The 22,512-nt window shown below is 61.5% G+C and carries 11 protein-coding genes; 8 read left to right on the top strand and 3 right to left on the bottom strand.

The genetic code is table 11. The features are described from left to right. Positions 1-65 precede the first annotated feature (65 nt). Positions 66-12,542 (top strand): filamentous haemagglutinin family protein, encoded by a 12,477-nt coding sequence (locus GTU76_RS02300; RefSeq protein WP_180697981.1) that lies wholly within the window; start codon positions 66-68, stop codon positions 12,540-12,542. A gap of 47 nt (positions 12,543-12,589) precedes the next feature. Here GTU76_RS02300 and GTU76_RS02295 read toward each other — a convergent pair whose 3' ends face one another. The 3 genes from GTU76_RS02295 to GTU76_RS02285 all read right to left on the bottom strand — a co-directional run bounded on the left by GTU76_RS02295 (position 12,590) and on the right by GTU76_RS02285 (position 14,259). Then, positions 12,590-12,931: a type II toxin-antitoxin system RelE/ParE family toxin gene (locus GTU76_RS02295; protein ID WP_122600330.1), complete on the bottom strand. Its 342-nt coding sequence runs from the start codon at positions 12,929-12,931 to the stop codon at positions 12,590-12,592. Continuing rightward, a complete protein-coding gene (gene relB, locus GTU76_RS02290; protein ID WP_007918192.1) occupies positions 12,864-13,058 on the bottom strand; it encodes a type II toxin-antitoxin system RelB family antitoxin in 195 nt (64 codons plus the stop codon). The genes GTU76_RS02295 and relB overlap by 68 nt, the downstream gene beginning before the upstream one ends. 253 nt (positions 13,059-13,311) lie before the next feature. After that, positions 13,312-14,259, bottom strand: a complete 948-nt coding sequence (locus tag GTU76_RS02285; RefSeq protein ID WP_180697980.1) for a SphA family protein — start codon at positions 14,257-14,259, stop codon at positions 13,312-13,314. A gap of 211 nt (positions 14,260-14,470) precedes the next feature. Here GTU76_RS02285 and GTU76_RS02280 point away from each other — a divergent pair, with 211 nt between their 5' ends. The 7 genes from GTU76_RS02280 to GTU76_RS02250 all read left to right on the top strand — a co-directional run bounded on the left by GTU76_RS02280 (position 14,471) and on the right by GTU76_RS02250 (position 22,296). Next, positions 14,471-15,568, top strand: a complete 1,098-nt coding sequence (locus GTU76_RS02280; RefSeq protein ID WP_180697979.1) for an AraC family transcriptional regulator — start codon at positions 14,471-14,473, stop codon at positions 15,566-15,568. A gap of 183 nt (positions 15,569-15,751) precedes the next feature. Next, positions 15,752-16,639: a Dyp-type peroxidase gene (locus GTU76_RS02275; RefSeq protein ID WP_180697978.1), complete on the top strand. Its 888-nt coding sequence runs from the start codon at positions 15,752-15,754 to the stop codon at positions 16,637-16,639. A 22-nt stretch (positions 16,640-16,661) separates the two neighbouring features. Continuing rightward, positions 16,662-17,630, top strand: coding sequence for a Gfo/Idh/MocA family protein (locus tag GTU76_RS02270; RefSeq protein ID WP_180697977.1), 969 nt, complete (start codon positions 16,662-16,664; stop codon positions 17,628-17,630). A gap of 210 nt (positions 17,631-17,840) precedes the next feature. Further along, on the top strand, positions 17,841-18,593 hold the full coding sequence (locus GTU76_RS02265; RefSeq protein ID WP_016985288.1) for a GntR family transcriptional regulator: 753 nt from the start codon (positions 17,841-17,843) through the stop codon (positions 18,591-18,593). Further along, positions 18,590-20,320, top strand: coding sequence for a fumarate reductase/succinate dehydrogenase flavoprotein subunit (locus GTU76_RS02260; protein WP_180697976.1), 1,731 nt, complete (start codon positions 18,590-18,592; stop codon positions 20,318-20,320). Before GTU76_RS02265 ends, GTU76_RS02260 begins: the two co-directional genes overlap by 4 nt. 28 nt (positions 20,321-20,348) lie before the next feature. Further along, positions 20,349-20,594, top strand: a complete 246-nt coding sequence (locus GTU76_RS02255; RefSeq protein WP_003225615.1) for a 4Fe-4S dicluster domain-containing protein — start codon at positions 20,349-20,351, stop codon at positions 20,592-20,594. A 277-nt stretch (positions 20,595-20,871) separates the two neighbouring features. Further along, on the top strand, positions 20,872-22,296 hold the full coding sequence (locus GTU76_RS02250; protein ID WP_180697975.1) for an ABC transporter substrate-binding protein: 1,425 nt from the start codon (positions 20,872-20,874) through the stop codon (positions 22,294-22,296). The last annotated feature ends 216 nt before the right edge of the window (positions 22,297-22,512 follow it).

The raw sequence follows: 22,512 nt of genomic DNA, 5'->3' as shown, positions 1-22,512 counted from the left end.
TGTCGTAACAGCAGGTTTTTGCTGGCCTGCAGCTTTGTGTGGCAATCAAAAAGGATCTCGTAGTGATGCTCGCTCGCCCATCCCGTCGCAGTACCCGTGCCCCGATGCTCAAGCGTGAGGTCGCCGATCCGGCGCTGTGGCTGCTCAAGCCACTGGCGCACGCGGTGGCGTTGTGTCTGGTGGCGGGGAGTGCGCAGGCGCAAACGGCGTTCAGTTCCAACTGGTTCGCCGCCAAGGGCGCCGCACAACAAGCGGCGGCAGCGCGGCCGAGTGTTGGCGGGTTGCCGGGGATGACGCCACCATTGGCCCAGCAGCAACGAGCCAATCAGCAATTGCAGCGCTCGTTGCAGACGCTCAACAACACCGTGGCGGCGATTGCCGCACAGCAGGCAGCTCAGGCGGCCGGACGTGCGGTGGCGTTGGGCAGTGTGCAAAACGTGCCGGATGGATTGGGCGAGGGCGGCTTGAAGGTCGACAACAGCCTCAGCCAGGGTTGGCTGAACGCCAAGGGGCCGCAGCAGACTCAGGCTGACGGCAAGACTACGGTGAAGATCGAGCAGACCGCCGACAAGGCGATTCTCAACTGGGAAACCTTCAACGTCGGCCGCAACACCACGGTCGAATTCGCTCAGCAATCCAACTGGGCAGTCCTCAACCGGGTCAACGACCCAAGCGCGCGTGCGAGCCAGATCCAAGGCCAGATCAAAGGCGACGGCACGGTGATGCTGATCAACCGCAACGGCATCGTGTTCAGCGGCAGCAGCCAGGTCAATGTACGCAATCTGGTAGCCGCCGCAGCCAACATCACCGATATCCAGTTCCGCGACCGGGGCCTGTACTTCGACAGCAGCGCCACCCAGCCGACCTTCACTGACGCAGCCGGCAAGGTGCTGGTGGAGCGTGGCGCCAGTATCCAGACCCATGCGCCCAAGGCGTCGACGGACGCTGGGGGCTACGCCTTGCTGTTGGGCAACGAGGTGCAGAACGATGGCAACATCAGCACCCCCAAAGGCCAGACGCTGCTCGGTGCAGGCGATCGCTTTTACATCCGTAAGGGTTCAGGTACCGATGGCAACGCCGTGTCCACGACCTTCGGCAATGAAGTCACGCCGGGCTTCAAGACCGGCGCCGTGGCCGGCAAGGTCAGCAACAATGGCTTGATCCAGGCCGCCACCGGCGACATCACGCTGACCGGCCATGAGGTGCTGCAAAACGGTGTGTTGCTGGCGAGCACGTCAGTGGCCACGCGCGGCACTGTGCACTTGCTCAACCCGGTGACTGACAACGCTGGCAGCGTCACGCTCGCTCAGGGCAGCGTCACCGCGATCATGCTCGATAGCAGCGATCTCACCGCGCTCGACAGTCAGCGTGACGCATCGCTACAGGCCGTCAGTGCCAACAACCGCATCCGTGGTGATCAGTCGCGCATCGACATCGGCAGTGGCGGCAGCGTCGAGTTTCAGAACGGTTCGATCACCCTCGCCACCGGTGGCCAGGTCGCTGTATCGGCGGGGCGTCGCAGCCTGGTGCGCGACGGCGCGTTGATTGATGTGTCCGGCGCTGTCGGGGTGAAGGTGGCGATGGAAGCCAATAACATCAAGATCAACGTGCAGGGCAACGAGCAACGCGATGCGCCGGTCAACCGCGAGGGCGGCGCGCTCAACAGCAACGACATCTGGGTCGATGTGCGTGAGTTGGTGTACGTGCCGGCCGGCACCAACGGCTACGCTACAGATCGTTGGTACACGGCCGGCGGTCTGCTGGAAGTCGGTGGCTATCTCGGCACTCAGGGCCACGGCATCGGTGAATGGATGGCGCAGGGCGGTTCCGTGAATTTTGCCGGCAACGATGTGGTCACCGAGAAAGGTTCGCTGATCAACTTGTCGGGCGGCACCCTCGACGTGCAGAGCGGCGAGATCCGGCAGAGCTGGTTGCGAGGCGCCGACGGGCATTTATATGAAGTCTCACGGGCGCCGGGGGATCTGCTTTATACCGGGTTGTACAAAGGCTATGAAGACAGCAGCGAGCGCTGGGGCCAGACGCAGTTTTTCTACAACCCGCTGATTGCACCGGGCTCGCGTCAGGAATCGGGCTACACCGTCGGCCGCGATGCCGGTCAATTGGTGATTGCCACCCGCAACGCGCTGGTCGATGGCCAGATTCTCGGCGAAGTGTTCCAGGGCGAGCGCCAGACACAAGCACCCCGCGCGGTGCTTGATGGCTATGAGCAGAGTCAGATTGCACGGGCTCGTCGGGCGCAATTGATCGTGGGTCAATACGATCCGGCCTGGTCGGCGACCGCCGGTGGCCTGCAGTACCTGCTCGATCCGCGACTGGACCAGGTGCAGATCGGCAGCACTCACGCAGCGGCGCTCACAGCGCCCGGCCTGACGGATGCCGTGGCGCAGGAGCGGGTCGGCAAGTTGTTTCTCGACAGCGATATGCTCAACGGCTTTCAGCTCGGTGCGTTGAAGGTCTCTGCCGCGAAAAGCATTGTTGTCGATCAGGCGCTGGCCGTTGATTCTGGTGGTGACATCACCTTGTTCGGCCCACAAGTGCAGGTCAATGCGAACCTGACTGCGCGTGGCGGCAGTTTGAATGTGGGGGATATCCTGACCGGCAATTCCGCGTTGCCGGCAGCGGCCGGGACGGCTATCGGTGTCACGGTGGCCGAAGGCGTGCAGCTCGATGCCCGCGGACTGTGGAGCAATCTGCGTACCGATCCGGACGACGTGAACAGTCTGGCCTACCTCAATGGCGGCGTGGTGTCTGTGCGCAGTACCGGCAGCGTCAACCTCGGCAGTGGCAGTCTGCTTGACGTGTCGTCCGGCGGGGCGCTGTTGGCCAATGGCAAGACGCGCGGCGGCAAGGGCGGCGACATTACGCTGGAGTCGAGTCCGTTGACCCGTTCGGCATCGTCACAATTGATGCTTGATGGCGACGTGCGTGGCTACGGTGTCACCGGTGGCGGCAGTCTGACGATTCAGTCCGGCAACGTTTTGATCGGTGGAACCGGCGCCGCACACGGCGACAATACGCTGCAACTGGCATCGAGTCTGTTCAGCAGCGGTTTTGCCAGTTACAGCGTCACCGGCCTGACCGGACTGAAAGTCGCTGATGGTGCGCAGATCGATGTGGTGATGCCGGTCTATCGTTTCGGCGATGCGGCGCCGAACCAGTCCAGCGGCGCCGATCCGCGCACGGCCCTCGAATTGTGGACCCCCACGCTGTTTCAGGAGAACCCGGCCAAAGGCGTTCTGACCCAGCGTGGCGGCGCCAGTCTGGCGCTCCAGGCCGGCTCCAGTGAGTTGGCGCTGATTGACCCGGCGAGCAGTCCGCTGTCCATCGGCCACGGTGCACGTATCAGCGTCGACCCGGGGCAGCGCATCAAACTGCGCGGTGCCGGACAGATTACGGTCGACGGGCAATTGAACGCCTGGGGCGGCACTCTCGATATTCGTCAGCAACAGTTTGGCTCGCTGGACGTGGCGACCATGCCGCAGAACGCCGACCCGCAGGCCCACAACCGCTCGATCTGGATCGGCGAAGACGCGGTGCTGGATGTTGCCGGTCGCGCCTACACAGCCGTGGATGCGTTGGGTCGGGTCTACGGCCAGGTCGGCAAGGGTGGCAGCATTATTCTCGGCGGCGAGATTGATTCGAAGAAAATCACCGCGACGTCGGCCGATGCTTACGTGATTGTGCGCGACGGTGCACGCCTGGACGCTTCCGGTACGCACGCGGTTCTGGATGTCGCCGGGGTCGGACCGACCGACGTCGCCACCGATGGCGGGCGCATTGCCTTGAGTTCTTACAATGGCGTGTTCCTCGACGGTCAGTTGCAGGCTGCAGCGGGTGGCGTCGGCGCGTCGGGTGGACGTCTGGAGATTGTTCAGGACGCGCCGCTCTACCAGATGAATCTGGCGAGCAACGAAGTGCGTGCGCCCCGCGAAATGATCATCAGCCAAGGCTCGGATGGCCCGCTGCTGCCGGCGCATCTGCAGGCCGGCGAAGGCGCGGCGCAGTTGCGTTACGGTCAGACCCGCTTGAGCGCGGAGCGTTTGATGTCGGGTGGTTTCGATCACCTGAGCCTGTTGAGTAACGGCTTGCTCACATTCGCCGGCGACGTCGATCTGCGCATGAATCAAAGCCTGAATCTGTACACCGGCTCAATCTCGCTGGCGCAGACCGCCAGCGACACGACGCGGATCAATCTGGCCGCGCCATACATGCGCTTGTCGGGGCTGGGTCTCTACGTGCCTTCGGATGTCAGCATGCGTCCACGGGTGCTGGCCAACGCGACCACTCAGCTGTCGAACGCCCGCTTCACCGCCAGCGCTGACCTGCTTGATCTGAGCAACACCTTGTCGTTCGGCACCGAAGGGACGATCGCGCAGCTCGACGCGCCGGCCGCTGCCGTCAGCCGTCGTGGCTTCGACCAGGTCACCCTCGACAGTCGTGGCGACATGCGTTTTCTCGCGCCGAACGATAAAGAACGCAGCTCGCGGTTGTGGACACCCGGTGATCTCGACTTGCGCGCTGCGCAGATTTATCCGGCCACGGGTGTTTCGGCCGATGTCCGTGTCGGTTATCAGGGCTATACGGCTGTCCCGGAACTTGCGCGCACCTTGCGTATCAGCGGCCATGGCGAGGCACCGCAGGCCTTGCCGTATTCCGCTTTTGGCAATTTGCTGCTGGTTGCCGGCAAGATCGAGCAGGGCGGCGTTATCCGCGCCCCGTTGGGGTTGATCAGATTGGGCGAGAACTCGCTGGGCAAAACCCAGGAGCTGCGCCTGTTGCCCGGCAGTGTCACGTCGGTCAGCGGCGCTGGTCTGGTCATGCCGTATGGCGGTACCACCGACGGTATCGACTATCGCTACGACGACAAATCCGTGGTGTTGCACGGGATCGCCAGTGCCCTGGATGGCGTGATCCTTACCGGGCAGTACGTCGATGTGCAGGGCGGCGCGTTGATTGACTTGTCAGGCGGCGGCGATCTGCGTGGCGCCGGTTTTGTCTCCGGGCGCGGCGGCTCCACCGATGCCCGATTCAATCCGCTGGTGCGCAACGCTGCCGATGGCACGTTCAGTTTGCCGGGCCTGAGCAGTAACCCGGTGTACGCCATTGTGCCGGGCAACCAGAGTGCCTTTGCACCGGCACTCGCCGAGGCCGGTGCAAGCGATCCGCGCATTGGCCAGCAAATTACCGTCGGCGCCGGTGTTCCTGGCCTGGCCGCCGGCACCTACACCTTGCTGCCTTCAACCTTTGCCTTGTTGCCCGGCGCGTTCCGGGTCGAGGTCAACGGCCAGGCGACGCCGGGCATGACCAGCGGCGCGTTGAAAATGCGCAATGGTTCGTGGTCCAGTGCCGGGCTGATGTCGATTGCCAACAGCGGTGTGCGCGACAGTCTGCCGAGCCAGGTGATCCTGACGTCGGCCGATGTTCTGCGCCGCTATTCGCAGTACAACGAAACCAGCTTCACCCAGTTCATCGAAAGCGATGCGGCCCGTCGAGGTGTGCCACGTGCGTTGGCGCCAATGGATGCGAAATCGCTCAACGTGCAATTGGTGGCCGGTAGCAAGCACGATATCGACATGAACTTTCAGGGCCAGGCCCTGTTTGCCCCGAGCAAAGGCGGCGTGGCCGGGAGCGCTGTCGTGTTGGCCCAGGACCTGGAGGTACTCGGTGAAGGCCGTTCGCGCACGCCGGGGTTTACCGGGGTTTCGCTGTACGCCGGCAGCCTTGACCGGCTCGAAGCCGGACGGCTGAGCCTTGGCGCCACGCCGACGGTGGAATACGGCTCGGCGGGTAACTTCATCCGCTTCGAGGGTTCGGCTGCCAACATCACTCTGCGTGAAGGCGCAGTGTTATCGGCACCGGAAGTGCTGTTGCGCACTGACAAAGTCGACGGTGGCATCACGCTGGAAGCGGGGGCCGGTATCAACACCCTCGGACGCGGTGATGCGCCTTACGACTCGACCGACGGCTTCATTTATCAGCCGGGTTCCGCCAGTCTGTTGGTCGTGTCCAACGGTTGGACCAGCACGCTCGCACCGACGGTCGCCACCTATTCGGAAGGCCCGGGCAGCATCCGCATCGGTACGTGCGCTGCGCAGCCATGCGCGCAGCCAACGTTGCTCTATTCCAATGGCAGCATTACCGCTGCCACCGATAACCAGTTCGAACTGAACGAATCCGTGCGCTTCGGCACCCGTCACCTGGCGCTGGCCGTTGGCGCGGTCAATGCCGGTAGCGCCGAGGCGCTGGCCGCAGCAGGTCGCGTACCCAGTGGCCTGACCTTGAACCAGAACGTGCTCGATCGCCTGCTGCGCGGCGATACGCAGTTTGGTGCGCCGGCACTGGAAACCCTGAGTCTGACCACGCGCGACGCGTTCAACTTCTTCGGCAACGTCAGCCTCGATACGCTTGACCCGCAGACCGGCGTCAGTCGCTTGCAGAACCTGTTATTGGCCACGCCCGCCGTCTATGGCTGGGGCGAGGCTGACGATGTGGCGACCATTCGCACCGCCAACCTGATCTGGAACGGTGCGACCCAGGCGCCGGGCGCGGTGGCCAGTGGTGGCGCCGGGACAGGAAGCGGCACACTGGACATTCAGGCGCAACGCATCGAGTTCGGTTATGGCCCGAACCCGCAACCCAACGGCCTGGATCAGAACAACCGATTGGCGTTGGGTTTCGCCAACGTCAACCTCAACGCCAGCGAACGCATCACCGCCAACCACAAGGGCAGTCTTGCGGTGTATCTGGCGCAAGGGGCTTACGACCCCATTTCCGGCTACGTCTACAGTGGCGGCAACCTCAATCTGCGCACGCCGTTGCTCACTGGTGAAGCGGCCTCGGTCAACCTGCTCAAGGCGGGCGACGACCTGACGGTGAGTGGCGTTGCGAATGCTGCGGTGGCCGATGCCTTGGGTGCGGAGTTGACGCTTGAAGGGCGCAATGTGCTGCTCGACGGTCGCATTGCACTGGCCAGCGGCAAACTGGTGGTCAAGTCCGAGAACAATCTGACCCTGACCAACGCCGCGCACCTGGACCTGGCCGGGCGTACCTTACCGTTCAATGACGTCAGCAAATACAGCTGGGGCGGCGATGTGGCGCTGTACAGCAGCCACGGCAATATCCGCCAGGCAGCCGGTTCACGTATCGATCTGTCGGCGCACAACAACCAGGCCGGCAATCTCAGTGCGGTGGCGCTGGCAGCGGATGCCGGGGTGGTCGATCTGCAAGGCGAGATCCTCGGTGCCAGCAGCGGTTACTACGATGCCGGTGGCACGCTGGTGCCGTACAAGGCCGGTGGCGTGGACATTCGCGCACAACGGCTGGGCGACGATTTGAACCAGGACTTCGCTGCGTTGAACCAGCGCTTGAACGCCGGGCAGGTGTTCGGCAGCCGCAGCTTCCAGCTCAAGCAGGGCAGCCTGGTGCTCGGCGACGGGCTCAAGGCCGGTGAAGTCAATGTATCAGTGGACAACGGCAGTCTGACCGTGGCCGGCCTGATCGACGCCAGTGGTGAGCGGGTCGGCAGCATTCGTCTGTCCGCCAATAACGGTCTGACTCTGACTGGCAATGCCGTGCTCGATGCCCATGGTCGCGTGCTGCGTGTCGACAGCTACGGCAAGATCATCGATGCCCCCAACCGCGCCATGGTCGAACTCGATTCCGGCAATGGTTTGCTGACGCTGGCGTCAGGCGCACGGATCGATTTGCGCCACGGCACCGACGCGCCGCCGGGCAGCGCAGCCGGGCACAACGATGGTCTGCCGCGCGGTACGCTGGAACTCAATGCACCGCGTATCGGCGGCGGCGACATCGCCATCGATGCCAGCGGTGTGTTGAACATTCAGGGCGCGCGTTCCATCGGCCTGAACGCCATGCGCCGTTACACCGATGCAGCCGACGGCACCGATGCTGCCGTCAGCGGGCGCCCGTATCAGGTGATCGATCAGGCTTATCTGGACGCTATCCATGGCGACAGCACGGCGTTCATCGATGCGGCGCTGGGCAACGGCGATTTGCTGCAACGCAAACTGGCCGGATTGAATAACGCAGCTTATAGCGATGCGTTCCATCTACGCCCGGGCGTCGAGATCGCCAGCAAAACCGCCGACGGCGATCTGGTGGTGCAGGGCGATCTGGACCTGTCCGCTTACCGTTACGCCAGTCTGAATCCGCACACGCAAAAAACCGCTGTTTATGGTTCGGGCGAATCCGGCAGCCTGCTGATCCGCGCCGGCGGCAATCTGGATATTTACGGCAGCATCAACGACGGCTTCGCGCCGCCGCCGGAAACCGTTGACGACGCCGGGTGGAAACTGGTGCCGGGCATCCAGCCTTTTGGTGGTGATCTGATCGTTCCGGGCGCCGGGGTGACGCTGGCAGAAGGCACCTCGTTCCCGGTCGGCACGACGCTCAATTACGACTTGCCGATACAGGGCGCGACGCTCGCCAGCGGCACGCTGCTGCCAACCCAGGGCATCCTCGCCGGGCCTTACACGCTGACGGCCGGTACAGTCCTGGCCGGTGCGGTGCATGACGCTGCCGGCAACCTGCTGTACGCCGCCGGTACCTTGCTCAGCGACAACGTGACCTTGCCGGCGGGCAGCCGGCTCGGGGCCGGGACGCGGTTGAACGCGGCCACCGACATGCAGGCGATGCTCTGGCCCAAGGGCGTGCCATTGCCTGGCACGTTTGCCGACAACAAAATCGCTGGCGTTAAATTAAGCGGTGCATTGGCGTTGTTGCGCGGCTCGCTGATTCCGTCGATGACCGACGTGGTGCTGGCCGACGGCACAGCGTTCATCGATTTGCGTCCGTTGAACGGCACGCAGCAGGGACGCAACTGGGCTTTGGCAAGCATGCTGCCGTCGGGCAGCACCTCGTGGTCGATGCGCGTAGTGGCGGGGGCGGATCTTGATGCTGCCGACAGTCGCACCGTGAAACCGCTCACCAGCGAAGGTCACTTGCGACTGGCGGACACGCATTACGGAATGGTCGTCACTACGAAAAAACTCGACACCACTTGGGCGGTTGATAATGCGCTGGGGTTCCCGGCCGGGGAAGTGGTGAAGGACGATGAGATGTTCTGGTGCGACGCAATCCCGGGTGTTTGTGTCGCGCCCGCCAAGTTCCTCTGGACGGACGGCAATCCGATGGGCGCACCGGCCGGGTCGCCGGTCAGCGAAGACGATCTGTTCTGGTGTGATATTGACCCTGCTTATTGCGCCGCCAACGTAGGCGGTACCACGGTCTCCACTCATTCGCAGATGTTCAGCGTTTTGCGAACCGGCGCCGCTGATCTGGACGTGATGGCCGCTGGCAATCTGAGCATGGAATCACCTTTCGGGGTGTACACCGCGGGTACCCAATCCAGCGATGTCGACGCGCGTTACAACCAGCCACGCGGTCGTTTGTCGGACGATGGTTCGGTGCTGGGCAGCGCGGGCAGTGATAACGAAAAATGGGTAGATGGTGGTAGCGACAGTCTGTATCAGGCCTGGTATCCGCAACTGGGGGGTAACCTCACGATTGGCGCCGGCGGTTCTGTTTCCGGCGATGTCGTCGGGCGACGTGCGACCAGTATCACGATGGAAACCCCAGAGCAGGTGCCAAGCGTTGCCGTTGGCAACTGGCTGTGGCGTCAGGGTACGGGGAACGACGAAATACCGACCGCCTGGTGGATCAACTTCGGCAGCTATGCCAGTCAGCCGTTGGCGGATTCGAGCAGGAGTACCGCGCCGTATCTGGTGGGTTTTACGGGTTTCGGCACGCTTGGCGGCGGTAACATCAGCCTGCGCGCTGGCGCAGACGGTGGCATGCTTGACCCGGTCGGTGATGGCCGCAGTAATCTTTATCCGCGTGGCCAGGGCCTGATCGTCGCCGTGGGCAGCACCGGGCGAGTGGGCAGCGATGGCAGCCTGCAACTGACCGGTGGTGGCGATATCGACATGCGTTTCGGCGGTTCGCTCAACCCCTCGCTGCAAGCCCGGGCGGGAGAAACCGAAACGCAAGCGCCGCGCCATGATCTGCAAGGCGCGGTGATCAACTTGCGTGGCGCTGCGCAAATCAATGCCAGTGCCGTGGGCGGCGTCAATCTGCAGTACGGTGCGTTTTCCCTGGATCAGGATTCGCGCGAAGTCCGTGCATACGATCCGTTCAAATCGACCCTGGGCAGTGCCTCCGGCGGTCTGGTACTGATTCCGGGAGATTCGGGGATGCGCCTGAGCACCCGTGGCGACCTGGTGTTGGGCGGTGCAGCAGATCCGGGACGCGTGCGCTTGCAAAACTCCACAGCCTTTACTGACGCCAGTGGGGTGGGCCATGCAGGCGGTGGATTGACCGGTTTCTCGCTGTGGACCGATCACACTGCGATCGATCTGTTCTCGGCGGGGGGCAACCTCACACCCAGTACGCAGTTGGCCGAATCGGACAATCTGTTGGTTTCCACATCCAATACATCACCCACTGACGGTCGCTTCGTCTATCCGTCGATCCTGCGTGCCGTGGCTGCCAAAGGCTCGATTTACGCGGGATCCTCGGCCGCTTATGGCACGGGCAATGTTCCGCCGGCCGAGGGCTACTCGTTGCTGTTGGCACCGTCTACCTCTGGTCAGCTGGAACTGCTGGCAGGCGATTCGATCTATGCCGGCGGTTATGCGATCAATCAGTCAGGCGCCAGTCCAGCGGCGATTACTTCGCCATTTGCGCCGTCCTTCAATGGGTTCGTCAGCAACAGCGCGGACAGGCCGCTCATGACCAATAACAGCGTTGACGGCGTGGCGACGCAACGCAACGCGCGCTACCCATTATTTGCGTTTGGTGCCAATAGCTATTCCGGGTTGAGTGGCGTGCAAGGGCCCGCACGGTTTTACGCGTTGACCGGAGATCTGGTCGGAGTCCGTAGTGGCGAGACGCTGACATTCTTCAGGTCCGGCGTACAGCAGCGCACCTGGTACGAAGCGGCAGGGCCTGTGTGGATGCTCGCCGGGCGCGACCTCGTCGCCTCGGGCACTTATCTGGGCCAGCCAACAGCCGTACCGAATGAAGTACTGAGCTACAACGGCGACGAGATCAGATCCACCGGCAACCTGTTCATTCACAACCGGCCCAACGATGTGTCGCGGGTGGCGGCCGGGCGCGACATTCTCTACAGCAGCTTCGATATCGCCGGCCCAGGTGTGCTTGACGTCAGCGCAGGGCGCAACCTACTGATGGAGGACCGTGCCAGCATCACCAGCATCGGGCCGGTGCTGGCAGGCGATAGCCGACCGGGTGCCAGTGTGGTGCTGCAGGCCGGTGTTGGTGCGCAAGGGCTGGATTACTCACGGTTCATCGCGCGTTACCTGAACCCGCAGAACCTCGCTGATTCGCAGGTCTCTCTCAACGGCCAACCGGGCAAAGTGGTCAAGACCTACCTCGACGAACTGCAGAGCTGGCTGACCCTCGGCTATGGCTTCAGCGGCAACGTGGAGCAGGCGCAAGCGTTCTACGCCGCACTGCCGAGTGCCGAGCAGGCGATCTTCGCGCGGCAGGTGTACTTCGCCGAACTGCGCGCCGGTGGCCTGGAATACAACGATGTCGATGGCCCGCGCAAAGGCAGTTATCTGCGCGGTCGCAACGCCATTGCGGCGCTGTTCCCGACCACCGATGTGGCGGGCAATCCGATCCGTTACGACGGCGACATCACGCTGTACGGCGGGGCAGGGGTCAAGACCCTGTTCGGCGGCGACATCCAGATGCTCACGCCGGGCGGCGGTCAGGTGTTCGGCATCGAAGGCGCGGCGCCACCGTCCACCGCAGGGATCATCACTCAGGGCTCGGGCAACATTCAGCTCTATTCTCAGGGCAGCATTCTGCTGGGGCAGAGCCGGATCATGACCACGTTTGGCGGCTCGATTCTCGGCTGGTCTTCTGAAGGCGACATCAACGCCGGTCGCGGCTCGAAAACCACCGTGGTCTACACCCCGCCGAAACGGGTTTACGACACTTGGGGCAACGTGACCTTGTCGCCGTCGGTGCCGAGCACCGGCGCCGGTATCGCCACGCTCAACCCGATCGCCGAAGTGGCACCGGGCGACATCGACCTGATCGCGCCGCTGGGCACCATTGATGCCGGCGAGGCGGGGATTCGCGTGTCGGGCAACGTCAACATCGCCGCGCTGACGGTGGTCAATGCCGCCAACATCTCGGTGCAGGGCAAGGCGACGGGTGTGCCGGTGGTGTCGGCGGTGAATACCGGAGCGATTACCTCAGCCAGCTCGGCAGCATCCTCGGCCACGCAAGCGGCGGAAGATGTTGCACGTCAGCAGCAAGCGGCGGCGCGGCAGAATCAGGCGTCGGTGTTCACCGTGCAGGTGTTGAGTTTCGGCAACGAACAACTTGCGCCGTCTCGTGATGGTGCCAGCCGTGCGCCGGCACCGGGTTACAACCCGAACAGCCCGGTACAGGTGCTGGGCGCCGGGGCGCTGGATGAACAGGCGAAGCAACAGTTGACCGAGGAGGAGCGCGGGCAACTGACGTTGTAAAAGACTCTCGTGTAGTACGTTTGGGCGGCCGGTTGGCCGCCCTTTTTTTATGTCGATGAAGTTGAAGGGTATTTTTGCCGGGCGTGAAGCACCCCCAGTATTCTGATGCGCCCATTCACTCGATAGACCAGCAGATAGTTCGGATGAATCACCATCTCACGAGTACCAGGCACTCGGCCAGGTCGGTAACCGTAAGGTATTGATGAAAGCCTTTGTGCTGCCGCACCAACCTTGTGTCTTAGCGAAATTGAAGCGTTGGTGTTGTGTTGCTCGATGTATTTGAAGATGTCAGCCAGTTGACGCGAGGACTTGCTGCTCCATTCAAGCAGCAGAGCGGCGCTTCCTGCGCATCTCTTCCAGCATCTGGTCGAGCATCGCCATAGCCTCATCATGGGGAATACCAGGACTAGGATCATCGAGTGCATGCTGTACCTCTGCACGAAACCAGCGATCGTAGCTCTCTGCCTCTTCTTCGGATTCGAAGTCAGAGTAAAACGGGGAAAGTAATATGCTCATAGTGATCTCCGTGATCAATCTCGGCAGTTTAAGGGGGACATGGCCCATTGTCGTCACTGGCAGACGATGCACCCCATGAGCCTTGAGGAACCATGGGATAACGGAGTCCAGTATCTGCAAGCGTCCCCTTTAAATCTGCCAGACGTTTCCCCCTGTTGTCCGGTAATCTCGACCGCCGCTGTAGGCGTATTCCACCCATGCGGTTTTCAGGTTTTCAGGCTACAAACCCAGGTGCGCTTTCCTACAAATACACTCAGAACGCATAGGGAATACTCACCTTCGCCCACAACATTTCCCCCTCCGGCCGGTTCTCCACATCAAATTCCTTGGCCCAGCGAATCTCCGCGCTGGCGTACTTGAGAAAGGTGAAGTGCAGCGCCGGGCCGATCGCGAAGACCTTGCCGCGCACGCCGTCATCGACGTCCTGCCCGGCAAACTGCACGGTGTGGCCGAACTGTTTGTCGTCGGTGGTTTGCTTGAGGTAGTAGCCGTTGATGCCGAGCATCAGGTCGTCGGTGATCTTGTAGCTGGCCGAATAATCGAAGTGGAAGATCTGCCCGGACTTGTAGTCAGTGTCCTTGTTCTTCTCGTTGAAGCTGTAGGTGGTCTTCATTGAGACTTCGGTGCGTTCAGTCGGCAGCCAGGTGAACGAGAACAGCGGCTTATACGTGTAGAAATTGTTACTGGTGTTGGCCAGTCGATCGACACTGTATTCGCCGGTGGGCACGGTGACTTCCACGGCGGCGCCGAGGGTCAGGTGCTTGCCCATGTCCCACAGAATGATCGGTGCGAAGGTGGTGTCGCCCATGCCTTCGCGAGTGTCGCTCAAACCGAACACCGAGACTTCCTGCTTCAGCCAGGGCTGGGCGATGTAGCCGGCCAAGCGTCCGCCGAATATCCGCACCGGGCTTAGATAATCGAGGCGAGGGATCACCGCGGTGGACTCGATTTCGACATTCGGCACTTTGCCGCCGAACGAGCTGATGTTGAGCTTTCGCGCCTTGTAGTGGTTGTAGTAGAGGTTGAACGCGACCATGTTCTCCGGAAGGCTGTCGACTTCCAGCGGCAGCATGAAGAAACCGTCGGTGCCGGTGCCGATGTTGTCAACGCCGGCTTCGGTGGCCAGCGCCGGCAACGTCAGGGGGCAACCCGCGATGAAAAGAGCGAGCGGCAAGAAGGATGTTGCACGGTTCTGGCTCATGACTGTCCTCATTATTATTGTGATTGGGACCCGGTACCGGTCGCTCGGAGCGCCGGTACGCTAGAAATAAGCGTTTGGCGTACGTTGGGGCAGGGTATTGGCGGACACCAAGGGGGGCATCTGCGGACAGTTCGCGCACCCTGTGCTAACTTCCTTCGACATAACCGGTTACAAAAATAACAATCAAGCGTGATCCGGAATGTCAGACCCCATGAACGTAAAAGTCCAAGACCCGACCTTCGAACTGGCGCTGGTCTCGCCGTTTCTTTTGCAAACCCTCGCCGAAGTCGCGCAGAACAAAGGCATCGATCCCCAGAGCCTGTGCCGTGGGCTGGGTTTCACCCTTGAGGATCTGCAGGACCCGGCGCAGCGGATTTCCTATCGCCAGGCCGTGGCGATGATTCAGCGCGCACTCAAAGTGTTGCCCAATCAGGGTTTGGGGTTGTGGGTCGGCGCGCAGAACGTGCTCGGCACGCTGGGTCTGCTCGGGCATGTGCTGTCACTGTGCAAGACCTTGCGTGATGCCTTTGCCCTCGGGATTCGCCATCAACACACCTCGGGCGGGATTGTGGTGTCCAGCGTCGATGTGGTCGGCGTTCAGGTGCATCTCGATGCCGAGTGCCGCTTGCCATTCGCTGATGTGCAGGTGTTCGCGGTCGAGGAGTTTTTCGCCAGTTTGCTGGTGTATGGCCGGGCGCTGGTGGGGGCTGAGTTCAAGGCGATTGCCGTGGAGTTCGTGCATGCCGCGCCGGATTATCTGAGCGAATACCACCGCCTGCTCGGGCCGGATGTGCGCTTCGGCTGCCTGCACAATCGCATGCTGATCGATGTGCAATGGCTGGATGTGCACTTGCCCAATCATCACTCGTTGGCGTTGCGACAGGCCGTTGCGTTACTGGAGCTGGAAGCGGCGCAGGTGCATCAGAAGCTTGATCTGATTCAAGCCGTGGAGCGGGCAATTGCGCGGGATCTGAGTAGCGGCAGTCACATTGAAAAGATTGCCGGTGATTTGAACATGAGCAGCCGCACGTTGCGCCGGCGTTTGACCGAGCATGCGTTGACGTTCGAAGCGTTGTTGGAGCAGGTGCGGCAGGCGCGGACGATGAGTTTGCTGGCCAATCCGGATATGCCGATCGAGCGGATTACCGAGGAAGTCGGGTACAGCGATGTGCGCAGTTTTCGCCGGGCGTTCAAGCGCTGGACGGGGCTGAGCCCGAGTGCCTGGCGCAATGACGCCAACCCTCACCCCAGCCCTCTCCCGGAGGGAGAGGGGGCCGATCGAGGTGTCTTGCGAGTTACATCGACCTGAAAGATTGTGTCGATTATGGATTCACTGATGCACGTTCAGGTCGGCGTAGATCTTCAATATCCCCGAATCAGTTCCCTCTCCCTCCGGGAGAGGGCTAGGGTGAGGGGCTTTTGACTTCCATCCAAACCCCCACAAACCCTGCGGTCACAGGTAAACTCCCGCGCACTTTCCCAAGGAGTTCACATGAGTTACTACCAGCCGGGCATTCTCGCCACCCCAGTTCCTGCGCAAGCACGCCACCTGTTTTTCGCCCTTGAGTCGGTTGAAGCCCTGCCGCAGGCGATCGACAACCTGATCAATCAGGTGGACGGCAAGTCGGCGGTGGTCGGTTTCGGCGAATCCCTGGCCAAGGCCCTCAACGTACAGATCGACGGCCTGCGCAGCTTCCCGGCCATGACTGGCGTCGGCGTCGAGAACCCGTCGACCCAACACGCATTGTGGGTCTGGCTGCACGGCGTCGACCGTGGTGAACTGCTCAACCGCTGCAACGCCCTCGAAGCCGCACTGGCCCCGGCCCTGCGCTTGGTAGAAATGCAGGAAGCCTTCCGCCACAAGGACGGCCACGACCTCACCGGTTACGAAGACGGTACAGAAAACCCGCACGACGAAGCCGCCATCGCTGCCGCTCTGCAAAACGCAGGCGCCGAAGGTCTGGTCGGCGGCAGCTTCGCCGCGATCCAGCAGTGGCAGCACGACCTCAAGGGTTTCCACAAACTGTCCGCCGACGACAAAGACAACATCATGGGCCGTCGCCTCAGCGACAACGAAGAGATCGACGATGCGCCAGTCTCCGCCCACGTCAAACGCACCGCGCAGGAAAGCTTCGCGCCGGAAGCGTTCGTCGTGCGCCGCTCGATGCCGTGGATCGAAGGTGATCGTGCCGGCCTGATGTTCCTCGCTTTCGGTTTCTCGCTGGATGCCTTCGAAGCACAACTGCGGCGCATGAGCGGTCTGGAAGACGGCATCACCGATGGTCTGTATCGCATCAGCCGACCGATTACTGGCGGCTACTACTGGTGCCCGCCGCTGAAGGACGGTCACCTCGATCTGCGCGCTTTGCGCATTGGCTGATCTTGAAAAAAGGGACTGATAAATGAACGTGGTGCGCTGGGGTATGATCGGTTGCGGTGATGTCACTGAACGCAAGAGCGGGCCGGCCTTCTACAAGGTGCCCGGTTCGGCCTTGGTGGCGGTGATGGGCCGACGGCTTGAGGCGGTGACTGACTACGCCGCGCGCCATGGCATCGACCGGGTTTACACCGATGTCGATGCGCTGATCAACGATCCCGAGGTGGACGCGGTGTACATCGCCACGCCACCCGACAGCCACCACGCCTACAGCCTGAAAGTCGCCGCTGCCGGCAAACATTGCTGCGTGGAAAAACCCATGGCGCTGAATGCCGGGCAAAGCCGTGAAATGCAGCAGGCGTTTGCCGAGGCGGGTTTGCACCTGTTCGTGGCCTATTACCGCCGTTCGTTGCCGCGTTTTGCGCAGGTGCGGCAATGGCTGGAGCAGGGGCGCATCGGTGACGTGCGACACTTGAACTGGACGCTGACCAAGGCACCTTCGCCAGCGGATCTGGACGGTCGCGACAATTGGCGCACCGATCCTGCGGTGGCCGGTGGCGGGTACTTTGCCGATCTGGCCAGCCATGGGTTTGACCTGTTCCAGTATTTGCTCGGCGACATTGTCGACATCGCCGGTTTCACCGCGCGTCAGGCCGGGTTGTATGCGGCAGAAGACGCGGTCAGCGCCAGTTGGCGGTTCGCCTCCGGGGCGTTGGGTATGGGCTGCTGGAGCTTTGTCGCGGATCGGCGCGAGGATCGGGTAGAGATCATCGGCAGTGACGGGCGGATCAGTTTTTCGGTGTTTGATGAGCATCCCGTGCAGTTGCATGCCGATGAAAGTATCAGCCTGGAAATCCCGCATCACGAACACATTCAGTGGCATCACGTCCTCGGCATGAATGCGCATATTCGCGGTGATTCACAACACCCCGCAGTCGCCGAACAAGCCCTCAAGACCGACTGGGTCATGGATCAAATCCTCAAACGCCAGTAGCACACAATTTCCCTGTAGGCCTTCGCCTGCTCGCGATAGCGGTGTGTCAGGCACCGGATTCGTATCTGATACACCGCTATCGCGAGCAGGCTCACTCCTACAAAAAGCGATCGTGTGAAGCATCTAAGGTTATGCCCAAACAATATTTCTCAACCTTGTCATAACAACCCTAAGATCACGTCATAACTCGTTATGACAAGTGATCCCGTGATGACCGATAACGTTCTCTCCCTCAGCAGCGTCCCGCTGCACACCCAACTGCGCGACGTCCTCCGTGCGCGCATCCTCGACGGCGAATACCCGCAAGACAGCCAGATGCCCTCCGAAAGCGAACTCGGCGCCTTGTTCAAAGTCAGCCGCATCACCGTGCGCCAAGCCTTGGGCGACCTGCAAAAGGAAGGGCTGATCTTCAAGATCCACGGCAAAGGCACCTTCGTCGCCAAACCGAAAACCTTTCAGAACGTCAGCAGCCTGCAAGGCCTCGCCGAGTCGATGACCGGGCGCGGTTACGAGGTGATCAACCGCCTGCGCAGCTTCAAATTCATCCCGGCCGACAAACGCGTCGCCGAGCGTTTGCAAGTCGTCGAAGGCGAGATCGTCGCGCAGATCAAACGTGTACGCCTGATCAACCGTGAGCCGATCTCGCTGGAAATCACCTACCTGCCCAAAGCCGTCGGCGAGCGGCTGGAGAAGGCCGATCTGGTCACCCGCGACATCTTTCTGATCCTTGAAAACGACTGCGGCATCGCCCTCGGTCACGCCGATCTGGCCATCGACGCGGTGCTGGCTGACAGCGACCTGACCCAGGCGCTGAACGTCGAGGCCGGTTCGCCGATCATGCGTATCGAACGCCTGACCCACGACGCGCAAGGCCAGCCGCTGGACTTCGAACACCTTTACTACCGTGGCGATGCGTTCCAGTACCGCCTGCGGATCGACCGGCAAAAAGGGGAGCAGGCATGACCCGCAACGTTCTCGAACAGGAATACGACATCGTCGTCATTGGCGGCGGCACCGCCGGGCCGATGGCCGCGATCAAGGCCAAGGAAAACAACCGCGACCTGCGCGTGCTGCTGGTCGACAAGGCCAACGTCAAACGCAGCGGCGCGATCAGCATGGGCATGGACGGCCTGAACAACGCGATCATCCCCGGCCACTCGACACCGGAGCAGTACACCAAGGAAATCACCATTGCCAACGACGGCATCGTCAATCAGGCCGCCGTCTATGCCTACGCGACGAACAGCTTCGAAACCATCGAACAACTTGATCGCTGGGGCGTGAAGTTCGAGAAGGACGAAACCGGCGATTACGCGGTGAAAAAAGTCCACCACATGGGCGCCTACGTGCTGCCGATGCCGGAAGGGCACGACATCAAAAAGGTCCTCTATCGCCAGTTGAAACGTGCGCGGGTGAGCATCACCAATCGCCTCGTGTGCACGCGGTTGCTGACTGACGAGGAGGGCACCGTCAACGGTGTGATGGGTTTCGACTGCCGCACCGCTGATTTCCATGTGATCAAAGCCAAAGCGGTGATCCTCGCTTGTGGCGCGGCCGGACGCTTGGGTTTGCCATCCTCCGGCTACCTGATGGGCACCTACGAAAACCCGACCAACGCCGGCGACGGCTACGCGATGGCCTATCACGCCGGCGCCGAACTGGCCAACCTCGAATGCTTCCAGATCAACCCGCTGATCAAGGATTACAACGGCCCGGCCTGCGCCTACGTCACCGGCCCGCTGGGCGGCTATACCGCCAACAACAAGGGCGAACGCTTCATCGAGTGCGACTACTGGAGCGGGCAGATGATGTGGGAGTTTCACCAGGAGCTGGAGAGTGGCAACGGCCCGGTGTTTCTCAAACTCGATCACCTGGCGGAAGAAACCATCCAGAACATCGAGGAGATTCTGCACAGCAACGAGCGGCCGAGTCGCGGTCAGTTTCACGCCAATCGCGGCACCGATTACCGCACGCAAATGGTTGAAATGCACATCTCTGAAATCGGCTTTTGCAGCGGTCACTCGGCGTCTGGCGTTTGGGTCAACGAGCGTGCCGAGACCTCGGTGAAAGGTTTGTACTCGGCGGGCGACATGGCCGCCGTGCCGCATAACTACATGCTTGGCGCGTTCACCTATGGCTGGTTTGCCGGGCACAACGCCGCCGATTTTGTCGCCGGGCGCGAGTTTACCGCGCTGGATGCCGAGCAGATCGAAAAGGAAAAGGCCCGCGTCTACGCACCGCTGGATCGTGAACACGGTCTGCCGCCGGCACAGGTCGAATACAAGCTGCGGCGCTTCGTCAACGATTACCTGCAACCGCCGAAAGTTACCAAGAAGATGCAGATCGGCCTGCAACGCTTCAGCGACATCGAACGCGATCTCGAGCAGATGAAAGCCAACAACGCTCACGAACTGATGCGTGCCATGGAAACCAGCGTGATTCGCGACTGCGCCGAAATGGCCGCTCGCGCCTCGTTGTTCCGCGCCGAAAGCCGCTGGGGCCTGTACCACTATCGCGTTGATCACCCGCAGCGCAACGACAGCGAATGGTTCTGCCATTGCCATCTGAAGAAGGGCGATGACGGCCAGATGACCAGTTTCAAGAAAGCCGTCGAGCCTTACATCATCCCGCTCGATGCTGAAGAAATGCAGGCCTACGACCGCTTGCGGGTCGGCGCTTTCGCCGCTTGATACATCAATAAATCAAAGAGTCCGAACCATGGCCTATCAAGCTCAGGAAATTTTCTTCCGCTCCAACGCCCCCGTCACCGTCGACGAGGACAAATGCATCGCCGAAAAGGGCTGCACCGTGTGTGTCGACGTTTGCCCGATGGATTTGCTGGCGATCAACCCGGCAACGCAGAAGGCCTACATGGCGTTCGACGAATGCTGGTACTGCATGCCGTGCGAGAAGGACTGCCCGACCGGCGCCGTCAAAGTCGACATCCCCTATCTCCTGCGTTGAAACGCTTTCCTCTGTAGGAGTGAGCCTGCTCGCGATAGCGGTGGGTCATTGCGCAATGATGTCGACTGATACTCCGCTTTCGCGAGCAAGCTCGCTCCCCACAGTGGATCGAGTTACTGCACAAATTGAATACGCCAGAAATCCTGTGGGAGCGAGCTTGCTCGCGAAGAGGCCAGCCCAGACACCCCAAAGCCATCCGGAAACCCCGGACGCTGGATTCACCGAAACCCCTCGTTTCCCACCGCGCCCTGATCGCGGCGGAGACGAACTCAAATAAATGATTCGAGGGGAAACACTCATGTTGCGTGCAGCAATCGCCGGTCTGGTACTGGCTTCGTTCACCTTGTCGGCCTCGGCCGAAACCATCCGCATCGCCATCGGTACCCAGGACACCACCATCAACTGCGCCGCCGGCGGCTTGTTGATTCGTGAACTCGGTCTGCTCGACAAATACCTGCCCCACGACGGCGCCTACAAAGACGCGAAGTACGACGTGCAGTGGAAGAACTTCACCAGCGGCGCGCCACTGACCAACGAGATGGTCGCCGGCAAACTCGACTTCGGTGCCATGGCCGATTTCCCCGGTGCATTCAACGGTGTCGCGTTTGAAACCGCCGGCAAGCACAGCCTGTTCATCAGCGTGTTGTCGGGCAGCATCAAGGGCAGCGGCAACGGCATCGTGGTCCCGAGCGCATCCGCTGTGCAGGCGCTGAGCGAACTCAAAGGCAAGACGATTTCCGTGCCGTTCGCCTCCACCGCCCATGGCATGTTATTGCGTGCGGTGGCGGCGCAGGGCTGGGATCCGCTGAAAGATGTCAACATCATCGCCCAGCCGCCGGAGGTCGCCGGCTCGGCGCTGCAAGCCGGCAAGATCGACGCCCACGCCGATTTTGTGCCGTTCGCCGAACTGTTCCCGAGCCGGGGTTTCGCCCGCAAGATCTACGACGGTGCTCAGGCCAATGCGCCGACGTTCCATGGTGCGCTGGTGGATCAGGCGTATGCGAAGAAGTACCCGGAGATCGTCGTCGCGTACCTGCGCGCCAGCATCGAGGCCAATCAACTGCTCGCCGCCGAGCCTGAGAAGTACAGCGAACTGATCGCCAAAGTCACCGGTGTCGATGCCGAAGTCAATTACCTGTTCCACGGTCCGCTCGGCGTGCAGACCCGCGACCTGAGCTGGAAGCCGGAATATCGTCAGGCAGTCGGCACGGCTATCGATACGTTGAAGTTGCTGAAGAAGGCTGATCGCGGGCTCGATCTGAACAACTTCATTGACGATCAATACATCCGTGCGGCGTTCAAGGCGTCGAACCTTGATTACACGGCGCAATTGGCCAATTACGCGCAGACGCCGTTGCAAGCTACGGATGCGGCGACGGGCAAAGCGATTACAGACTTTAGCCATGTTGCGGAAATCTGGGTGCGTGGCGAGGGCAAGGTGCGGCAGTACGCGTCAGCGGAAGAGGCGTTCACTGCGTTGGCGGCTTTGAAGCAGGAAGGCAAAAACATTCGGGCGGTGTATGCGCAGGCCAGTGACAGCGGGATCAAGTTGCTGGCGGAGCAGGCGTGGTTTGCCAGTGATGCCAAGGGACGCCTGAGTGCGTTTTTGCTTAAGGGGCAGGCTCAGCAATTTGCCTCGGCGCAGGGCGGCAAGGTTTTTGACTTCACCGATGCCACGACCCAAGCCGTCGCGGCTCGCTAGTTGAAGATCAGCAGCCCCTCACCCTAGCCCTCTCCCAGAGGGAGAGGGGACTGACCGCGGTGTTTGGACTAGCTACGCCGACCTGAAATACCGAGCCGAACGCAGGTTTTGAAAAGCACGAAGATCGGCTCCCTGTCTGGCCGAACTCAGGTTTGCAAGCAACGAACATCGGCTCCCTTTCCCCCTCGCCCCCTTGGGGGAGAGGGCTGGGGTGAG

The sequence above is a fragment of the Pseudomonas crudilactis genome (genome assembly GCF_013433315.1).
In the GTDB taxonomy this organism is placed as follows: Bacteria; Pseudomonadota; Gammaproteobacteria; order Pseudomonadales; family Pseudomonadaceae; genus Aquipseudomonas; species Aquipseudomonas crudilactis.
The sequence above is the reverse complement of the archived record's forward strand: the minus strand, read 5'-3'. Positions and strand labels throughout refer to the sequence as shown.